This window comes from Desulfocurvus sp. (assembly GCF_023230885.1).
In the GTDB taxonomy this organism is placed as follows: Bacteria; Desulfobacterota; Desulfovibrionia; order Desulfovibrionales; family Desulfovibrionaceae; genus Desulfocurvus.
Genome location: NZ_JALNWM010000148.1, coordinates 1 through 8,592, shown reverse-complemented (window position 1 = coordinate 8,592; position 8,592 = coordinate 1). Strand labels below are relative to the sequence as shown.

Sequence of the window (8,592 nt, the reverse complement as noted above, 5' to 3'; positions counted from 1 at the left end):
TGCGCGAAAAGCTCGTCCAGGCCGTGGAGCTCAAGCGCCAGCGCGAGGAGCGCCTGCGCAAGGCCGAGGAGCGCGCCCAGCTCGACCGCCTGGAGAAAAGCATCCGCTTCTAGCCCCGCGCGGCGGCCGGGGCGCGCCCCGGCCGCCGCAAAACGCCTGGAACAGACCGTGGACAAGACGCCCGCCGCCCGCTAGACCACAAGGAAGGCCGCCATGAACGCGACACCGCAAAACGACGCCGCCAGGTCCGCCCCCAGGCCGGTCAGGGCCATGCACCACCTGCCCAGGGGAAAAAACGCCTGGAACCCGCCGTTCATGAAGAAGTGGTGGTTCTGGCCCGCGAGCATCGCCGCCCTGGCGGCGCTCAACGGACTGGCCAGCCTGGTCTACGTCCTGATGGAGTGAGGCTCCTGTGGCACAGTCCACCACCCCCGGCCCCAGAGCCGCGGAGAACGCATGACGGCCTTCGACACCGTTGCGACCCCCGGGGCGCGGCGCAGCGCGCAACACCCACCCCTCTTTCCCCCGACCCCTTTGGCCCCGCGCGCGCTGCGCGGCGCCGCCGCAGCCACCGCGCCCGGCCAACGGCCCGCGCAGGAGGTCCGCCCATGCCCGACCACGTCCTGAACAGGAAAAGAAAGCTCTTCCTCCTTTCCGTACTGCTCTACGCGACCCTGCCCGCTGTGCTCGTCGGCCTCGTGGCCTTCGCCTACGCCCTGCGCGACATGGACCGCGAAATGCAAACCCGCTCGGCGGAATCCTTCCGGCTGCTCTCGCACAAATATTCCACCCTGGTGGACCTTTCCCTGGCCGACCTCGCCCGGACCGTGGCCCTCACCGCCGACATGCATTCCCTGGAAGAGCTCCAGCGCCCGCAGGCCCTGGAAAACATCCTGGGCACCGTCAACCGCAACATGGACCACCTGTTCGAGGACATGGGCGTGCTGGATGAGAACGGCCGCCACCTGGCCTACGCCGGCCCCCACGACCTCCAAAGCCGCGACTACGCCGGCGAGCCCTGGTTCAAGGAAGTCATGGCCAACGGCCGTGTCGTCAGCGATGTCTTCCTCGGCTACCGCAACGCCCCCCACTTCGCCATTGCCGTGCGCCGCCAGAGCGGCGGCCGGACCTGGGTGCTGCGCGCCGCCGTCAATTCCTTCCAGTTCAGCGCGCTGCTCGACGGCGAACGCTTCGGACGAACCGGCGAGGTCTTCCTCCTTGGGCCCGGCGGTGTGCTGCAAACCCGCTCCATGTCCTACGGCAACATGCTCCACCCTGTGGACCAGGAGGTGGCCCGGGCCGTCGACGCCGCACGGCTCGGAGTCACCAGCCTCACCCGCCAGGGCGAGGAGCTGCTCCTGGCCGCCGCCCCCCTCAAGTCCAAGCCCCAGTGGGCCCTGGTGGTGCAGCAGGAGGCCCGCGAGGCCCGCCAGGCCTGGGCCGCCAAGCTGCGCACCTTCGGCCTCGCCTTTGCCCTTGGCCTGCTGGCCATCGGCGGGGGCGCCGTCTGGGCCCTGCGCGCCCTGCTGCGCCGCCTGGAGCGCCTGGACGCCGAAAAGCGCACCTTCGACGACAAGATGATCCAGTCCCAAAAGCTCGCCGCCATCGGCCAGCTCTCCGCGGGCATCGCCCACGAGATCAACAACCCCCTGGCCATCATCGGCGAGGAGGCGGGCTGGATTCAGGACCTGCTCAAGCGCGAGGCCATGAGCCAGCTCCCCGAAATGGGCGAAATCCGCGACTCGCTGCGCGAGATCGTCGTCCAGGCCGGGCGCTGCAAGGAGATAACCCACAAGCTGCTGAGCTTCGCGCGCAAGATGGACGCCTCCATCCGCGACGTGGACGTGAACTCCCTGGTGGACGACGTGGTCGGCATGCGTGAGCGCGACGCCAGCCTCGACAATATCCAGATCGCCAAGGAGCTCGAACAGAACCTGCCCATCATCCACAGCGAGCCCTCCCAGCTGCGCCAGGTGCTCCTGAATCTCGTCAACAACGCCATCGACGCCATCCCCCACGGCGGCACCATCACCGTGCGCACGGCCAAAAGCGACCTGGAACCCGGCGGCGTGCGCTTTTCCGTCAGCGACACCGGCATCGGCATCCCCAAGGAAAATATCGAAAAGATATTCGACCCCTTCTTCACCACCAAGCTGCCCGGCAAGGGCACCGGCCTGGGCCTGTCCATCTGCCACGGCATCATCCAAAAACTCGGCGGCACCATCACCGTGGCCAGCGAGCCCGGCAAGGGCACCAGCTTCGACATAACCCTGCCCCCCCAGGCCCCCACGGAGACCAAATAGCCCGCGCGGCGGACGAGGGGCGGGGCGAAAGCGCAGGTCGGCGCGCAGATGGGCGCGCAGGCGCAGGCCGATGCGCTGGGCGGGGGCCGGGCGGGGCCTGTTCCCGGCGCCAAGGGCTTCGGGTGCAGCCGGAAGCATGGGGCGCCCTGTGCGCGGGCACGGGGAGCGGCTCGAACGGGCTGCGGGGTGTGCGCTTCCCGCCCTGCTGCCCGCGCACAGGGGGGCGATGCGCCCCGCGAGGGCGTGGCCGTCCTGCCGGGCCGCTGCTGCCCGTTCGCAGTGGGGCGACGCCGCGCGCCGTACATGGCAGGCCGCCCAGGCCGCTGCTGCCCGTTCGCAGGGGGCGGCCCTTTCGCGGCCGCCCGGGCTTTTTTCCTGAATTGCCGATGCCGCGCCGCAGGCCGCACCCCGCTCGGGGCGTGTCCGCCGCCGGGGGGGCGGCCATGCTTCCGGCGGGCCTGTCCTGCGGGGCCGCCTGGCCTGCGCTGCCCTTCCGTAAGCGCTCAATGAACCCCTTCTTACAGCAGCACCCCATCGAAACAGGCCCGACAAGCGGGCTTTGAAGCGGATCGCATCCTGGCCATGCGTCAGGACCAGTCCCGTCAAATCATGGGCACCATCAAGGCGTTGCTTCTGGACCGGGGACAGACCACGCCGCCCAAAAGCCTACTTGGTCGCGCTATCTCTTATGCCTTGGGGCCGTGGGAACGGGTTGAAACGTATCTTGAAGACGGCATCTTGCTGCCGGATAACAAGCTGGCCGAGAATGCCATCCGCCCTTTTGCGGTCGGTCGGAAGAACTGGCTTTTCTCCGGCTCACCCAGAGGTCCTGCGGCAGGCGCTGCCTTATACAGCCTGGTCGAGACGGCGAAGGCCAATGGGCTGGAACCGCTGCGGTATCTGCATTTCCTTTTTGAAAGACTACCGGGCATGAAGTCGGATGGCGAAAGAAGAAGCTTGTTGCCGCAGTATCTTGCCGCAGAAGAGTTGGCGTGATGACAGGATATGGAATATTGTAAGAGGTCAAAAATGTGCGCTTACTGAAAAACTCCGAACTCTCAGTCTTGGGGTCTGTCAGCTTAAAACTGAACATCCAGTCACTGTGGTTTCAGCGCGATGCTTTTCGACTCGGGCAGCTGTATTTCGAGTTTTGAACGTCATTTTGACCAAAATTCTCGTGGCCGAGGGTGCTTTTGTAGTTTTTGAAAAAATGTAGCCAAAAATGAAACCCTGAAGTATCTTTGATCAAAAATGATTCATTTACTTTGGGTTATCATCTGGAGAAAAAAGCTTACCTTGCAACTGCTCTGGTCAACTGGCCTAATTGGATGGGGGTAGGTCATTGCTTTTATCCTGTTCTTTGGTATATACTCTCACTGCTAGTGTTTTTACAGACTTTTCCCGGCATATTTGTTGTTATATCAAGCAGATCAAGCATACAACATGGAGGTTTTTGTCATGGCTTGCAGCGCCGGTTTGTCCTACAAAAACGCTCAGATAATGTTGTGCGGCGTATTAGCCTTAATGTTTAGCCTTTTGTTCTTTCCTGCCTCGTCATATTCCGATGAATATTGCACTGAGGAGTATTGGGGTTCGTTTCCGTTGGACGGATATCGCCATTGCGCCATGCTCGGCGATTATAATGAAGCCGCCAAGGCCCATGAATTGTGGTATGGCTATGAAAATATTTCCGATGAGAAGCGGCTGTTCACCTTCACATGGAAATGGGGTGCGAACGGAACCAGGGTCACCAAGAATGTTCCTGTTGCTCCACACGAGAAGAAAGTCATGTATTTTTTAGTCAAGGACGCCGCCTTGGTGGAGCCATCCATTTCCATCGAGTCCAGGCCGTGGTCAGATAACGTCACGTATGAACGCTTGCCCGACGATTCGGTACAGGGTGGCTCGGCATCAAGTGGAAACAAGGAACAATGTGAGAAGTTTAAAAGAAAGCTGAAGAATATTCAGGAGGACTTGGTTCATTTCGAGAAAGAGAAAGGTTGGTATGAGCCAGATTGCAAAAAAGGCGATAAAAATATGTGCAAACTTTACAATCAGTCTTTAAAAGACATAAAATACTGTCAAGAATTGGTGGAAAGATATAACAATGACATCCATAAATATTGTACCGAGTAAATAGCACGCGCCACAGCAGAAGATAAACCAACCAAGATAATGGGCCGCCATGCCCATCCCGTTTCTCCCCCTGATTCGACAACGATAGAGGCCCCGCATCACTGCGGGGCCTCGTTGTTTCGTGGCGTACCCTCGGAAAAAGCGAGCCCCCCTTGCGGAGGCCTCCGGGGATGGGGTGGTGGGATGGAAAGACGATGGTTTGCCCCGGACCGGGGCGGACGGGTCATGGGGCTCAGGTGAAGCCGCCGCTGCCGCAGGACCCGCCCGTCGAAGGGGCGCGGCCCGGAAGGGGTCCCGCACCGGACGACGGGGGGAAAAGGCGGATAGCAGCCGCTTGGTGTCCGTGCTCCGGCAGGCGGGGCATTCCGGGGAATTCTCCCGCGCGGCGGCCGACGAGACCAACTCCTCGAAGCACTGGCCGCAGTCGCGGCATCGGTATTCGTACAAGGGCATGGTCGCACCACAGGCGAAACCCGGGCCCCGGGCATTGATCCAGATCAAGACACGGGTTTTTTCTTCATCCCGCCGCGTCGGCTGACATTCCCGCCGCCGCCCAGTACCGTGGTCTTGAAGCCACCTCTCACAGGGAGCGCTCGTCGACATCCGGCCCATCGGTACGGTCCGAAGCGAACTGAAGACGCCGACCCTGCTGGCCGACGACGACGGCCTGAACCTTGACCAGTGCCTGGACGAGGCCCGGGCCTTGCATCGGCGCATCCAGGCCATGCAATGCGACATCGTGCTGGCCCCCGAGCACGAGCCCATGCTCGACGGCATCGAGGGCTTCTCCCACGTGGTGGTGCTCTACTGGCCGCACCTGCTCAGGCAGGGCTCCAGGCTCCAGAAGATCCACCCCCTGGGGCGCAGGGAATTCCCCCTCACGCCCTTCCCCCTGTTCCGGTTCCCCGTTTCCGCGTTTTGCTAGTGCTGGTCGGCGGGGAGCCCCAGCCTGGCCAGGATGCGGCGGCTGTAGTCGGGCAGGGCGGCGAGGGCCTGTTCGAGGCGGCCGCTGCGCAGGCGGGCGGCGAGGACGTGCAGGCGGCTTAGCGGGCCGATGTAGGGCTTGGCGCCGGGGGTCTTTTCGAGCAGGGCCAGGGCGGGCCGGGCGGGGGCGGGCGCGGTGTTCCGGATGCCGGGGTCTGGCTCCAGGTGCCCGGAGTTCCTGAGTATCTTGTAGGCCATGCGCAGTTCGGGCGGCAGGTGGGAGTCGTCTTCAAGGGCCAGAGGCTGGCCTTTGCCGGGCAGATTGTCGAAGGCGCCCTCGTCGTAGGCGGCCTGGATCCTGTTTTCGGCCACCAGGGCGATGGCGCCGAGGATGTCTGCGGACGGGGTCATGGTTTTGGTTATCAGCCCTTGTGGGGTCTTTGTTCCCGGGTTTTGCCCGCGGTCAGTCGCCGGGGCCGAACCAGCGTTCGAGGGGGATGGTGTTCTCGGCGCGCAGATTGTGTTCCACCTGTTCGAGGGTGGCGGCGGCGGTGCCGACCTCGCCGACGACGATGCCCGCTGCGATGTTGGCCACGGCGCAGGCCTGGGCGAGGTCGAACCCGGCCGCGGTGCCCAGGGCGAGGGCGGCGATGACGGTGTCTCCCGCGCCGGTGACATCGAAGACCTTGCGCGCGGCGGTCGGGATGTGCAGCACGGAGTCGGGGCTTTCGAACAGGGCCATGCCGTCGGGCCCCAGGGTGATGAGCAGGTTGGCGCAGCCGAGCTTGCGGAAGATGCGCGCCCCGGCGCGCAGGACGGAGGTGCGGTCCTCCACGGGCAGCCCGGCGCCCTCGGCGGCCTCCTTGGTGTTGGGCGTCAGGATGTCCACGCCCTTGTAGAGCTCGAAGTTGCGGACCTTCGGGTCCACATAGACCTTGGGCCGGGCGGGCAGCTGGGCCAGCAGGGCGTGCAGGCGGTCCATGAAGCGCGCGGTGACCAGGCCCTTGCCGTAGTCGGAGACGACCACGACGCCGCAGGCGGGCGCCTCGGCGCGCAGGGCGTCGAAGATGCGGTCTTCGGCGTCCTGGTCCAGCTCATGGGTCTGTTCGTAGTCCACGCGCACGACCTGCTGGTTCTGGGCCACGATGCGCGTCTTGCGGATGGTTGGCCGCCCGGGATCGCACACGGTGCGGGCGGCGACGCCGTTGTCTTCGAGCAGGCGGCCCATGAGCCGCCCGTCGGGGTCGTCGCCGCAGACGCCCACCACCACGGCCTCCCCCCCGAGGCTGACCACGTTGCGGGCGACGTTGCCCGCCCCGCCCAGCAGATGGCGTTCCTCGCGCACATGGACCACGGGCACCGGGGCTTCGGGCGAGATGCGGCCCACGGAGCCGATGACGTAGTGGTCCAGGACCAGGTCGCCCACGATGAGCACGCGCGCGCCGCGCAGGCGGGGCAGGTTGGCCAGCAGTTGACCCTTGTCGAGCATGGCACTCCCTTGGCGCCGCTTTGGGCGCCGCGTGGTCGGGGTTATTCGTCCGCGTCCTGGCGCCGGGTGGCGGATTCCACCAGGGGCACGCCGATGGTGCGCAGGATGCCGTTGAGTTCATCGAGGCTGGAGTAGTGCAGCACCAGCTGGCCCTTGTCCAGCCCGCCGCGCAGGGCCGCGGGGACGGCCATGACGGCCTCGATGTCTTCCAGGGTTTCGCGCAGGGCCTCGGGCAGGGCCTGGCCCGGGCCTTTGCGCACCCGGGCGGGCTGGTGCCCTGCGGGCCTTTGCGCGCCCTCCTCGCCGGGCAGGACGCCGGTGCGCTTCCAGTAGGCGGCCATGGCTTCGGCTTCGCGCACGGACAGGGCACGCTCCACGATGCGCTGGCGCATGGCCTCCTGGTCTTCGGAGCCGGTGAGCACCAGCAGGGCGCGGCCGTGCCCGGCGGTCATGACGCCGGTGCGGATGTCGCGCTGGATGGGCTCGGGGAGCTGGGTCAGGCGCAGCATGTTGGCGATGGCCGGGCGGCTTTTGCCGACTTTTTCGGCCATTTGCTCCTGGGTCAGGCCGAACTCCTCCTGGAGCCGTTGCAGGCCCAGGGCCTCTTCGATGGGGTTCAGGTCCTCGCGCTGGAGGTTCTCGATGAGCGCGATGGCCAGGCTTTCCTCGTCGCTCATGGTCCGCACGATGGCCGGGAGCTCGGCGAGGTTGGCCAGTTGCGAGGCGCGCCAACGGCGTTCCCCGGCCACCAGCTCGTAGAGGTGGTCCGGGTCGTCCACGGGGCGGACGAGGATGGGTTGCAGCACGCCGTTGGTCCGGATGGACTCGGCCAGCTCCGCCAGGGCGGCTTCGTCGAAGTCGCGCCGGGGCTGCTTGGGGTTGGGGCGGATCCTGCCCGCCGGAACCTGGACGATCTCCGGGGCACCGAGGCCCTCGCCGAAGCCCTGCAACAGGGCGTCCAGCCCTCGACCCAAACCGCGCTTGGCCGACATATGCGCTCTCCTTGACAATCGTTCACATTCCACTACGAAGTTCGCAGACGCCCGGATCGCCCGGGCCCTTGCGAGGAGGAAAACCGTGTTTCAACGTCCGTATACCATGCTGCACGACGACCAGGGCCAGCCCGTGGGCGTCTTCATTTCCGCGGCCCTGTGGGCCGAGGTCCAGGCCGAGGTGCTGCCCGTCCTCCAGCGCGGCGCAGGCGAGCCGGACCAGGTTCCCGAGGAGGCTTTTCCCGAGCCCCTGGGCGACTGGGGCGACCTATTGGCCTACTGGGACCTGCCCTACCCCCTTGACCGCGCGGTGACCTGCGGGCACTGCGGCGCCCACAGCGCCGACTGGCAGGCCGACGAGCCGCGCCTGTTCCGCCTCAAGGCCTGCAACATCGGCGGGCTCGCCAGCTTCGAGTGCCAGGGCTGCCGTGCCCGGGTTACCAAGCGCCATTTCAAGGACGGCGTCAAGGTCCAGACCGTCCCCTTCGCGGAATAACCCGCGCGGCCCGCGCGGCCCGCGCGGCTTGGGGCCCCGTCTGGCCTTGGGCCCCGTCTGGGCTTGGGTCCCGTCTGGCCTTGGGCGCCGTCCCTGCCCGGGTATGCCCCGGGCAGCCAATGTGCCGCGCTGTCCGGTTGCGTGCCCGGGGCGAATCGGGCGCCGCCCTTTTTGTTGCTCCGCCTGAGTGGGGCAAACGGGCGGCCTCTTTTGTTCTTGGGCAGCCCGGCCCGGGTGTATGTCCCGCCCGGC

At 65.7% G+C, this 8,592-nt stretch carries 9 protein-coding genes and 1 pseudogene; 5 read left to right on the top strand and 5 right to left on the bottom strand.

Annotated features, from left to right (window positions below; translation table 11 throughout):
- Positions 1-191: 191 nt before the first annotated feature.
- On the bottom strand, positions 192-317 hold the full coding sequence (locus M0P34_RS10980; RefSeq protein WP_291498995.1) for a hypothetical protein: 126 nt from the start codon (positions 315-317) through the stop codon (positions 192-194).
- Between the two features lie 291 nt (positions 318-608).
- Between M0P34_RS10980 and M0P34_RS10975 the strand changes: the two genes are divergently transcribed.
- From M0P34_RS10975 to M0P34_RS10965, 3 genes and pseudogenes are all read left to right on the top strand, one after another.
- Positions 609-2,303 carry a PAS domain-containing sensor histidine kinase gene (locus M0P34_RS10975; protein WP_291498993.1) on the top strand — a complete coding sequence of 565 codons (1,695 nt, stop codon included), beginning with the start codon at positions 609-611 and terminating at the stop codon, positions 2,301-2,303.
- Between the two features lie 537 nt (positions 2,304-2,840).
- Positions 2,841-3,299 (top strand): annotated as a pseudogene (locus M0P34_RS10970) (transposase); the annotation flags it as partial.
- A gap of 462 nt (positions 3,300-3,761) precedes the next feature.
- On the top strand, positions 3,762-4,439 hold the full coding sequence (locus M0P34_RS10965; RefSeq protein ID WP_291498992.1) for a hypothetical protein: 678 nt from the start codon (positions 3,762-3,764) through the stop codon (positions 4,437-4,439).
- Here the strand turns inward: M0P34_RS10965 and M0P34_RS10960 are convergent.
- Positions 4,365-4,892 carry a zinc ribbon domain-containing protein gene (locus M0P34_RS10960; RefSeq protein ID WP_291498997.1) on the bottom strand — a complete coding sequence of 176 codons (528 nt, stop codon included), beginning with the start codon at positions 4,890-4,892 and terminating at the stop codon, positions 4,365-4,367. The genes M0P34_RS10965 and M0P34_RS10960 overlap by 75 nt on opposite strands.
- A gap of 250 nt (positions 4,893-5,142) precedes the next feature.
- On the opposite strand from M0P34_RS10960, the gene M0P34_RS10955 reads away from it, so the two are divergent.
- Positions 5,143-5,364 carry a hypothetical protein gene (locus tag M0P34_RS10955; RefSeq protein WP_291498989.1) on the top strand — a complete coding sequence of 74 codons (222 nt, stop codon included), beginning with the start codon at positions 5,143-5,145 and terminating at the stop codon, positions 5,362-5,364.
- Here the strand turns inward: M0P34_RS10955 and M0P34_RS10950 are convergent.
- From M0P34_RS10950 to M0P34_RS10940, 3 genes are read right to left on the bottom strand one after another with little or no spacing between them, the layout of a single operon-like run.
- The gene (locus M0P34_RS10950; RefSeq protein WP_291498987.1) at positions 5,361-5,774 is read right to left on the bottom strand and encodes a DnaJ family domain-containing protein; all 414 of its coding nucleotides are present in this window, start codon (positions 5,772-5,774) and stop codon (positions 5,361-5,363) included. The two genes, M0P34_RS10955 and M0P34_RS10950, sit on opposite strands and share 4 nt — an antisense overlap.
- Before the next feature lie 52 nt (positions 5,775-5,826).
- On the bottom strand, positions 5,827-6,852 hold the full coding sequence (rfaE1, locus tag M0P34_RS10945) for a D-glycero-beta-D-manno-heptose-7-phosphate kinase (protein WP_291498985.1): 1,026 nt from the start codon (positions 6,850-6,852) through the stop codon (positions 5,827-5,829).
- Between the two features lie 41 nt (positions 6,853-6,893).
- On the bottom strand, positions 6,894-7,844 hold the full coding sequence (locus tag M0P34_RS10940) for a ParB/RepB/Spo0J family partition protein (protein WP_291498983.1): 951 nt from the start codon (positions 7,842-7,844) through the stop codon (positions 6,894-6,896).
- A gap of 85 nt (positions 7,845-7,929) precedes the next feature.
- On the opposite strand from M0P34_RS10940, the gene M0P34_RS10935 reads away from it, so the two are divergent.
- Positions 7,930-8,340 (top strand): hypothetical protein, encoded by a 411-nt coding sequence (locus M0P34_RS10935; RefSeq protein WP_291498980.1) that lies wholly within the window; start codon positions 7,930-7,932, stop codon positions 8,338-8,340.
- The last annotated feature ends 252 nt before the right edge of the window (positions 8,341-8,592 follow it).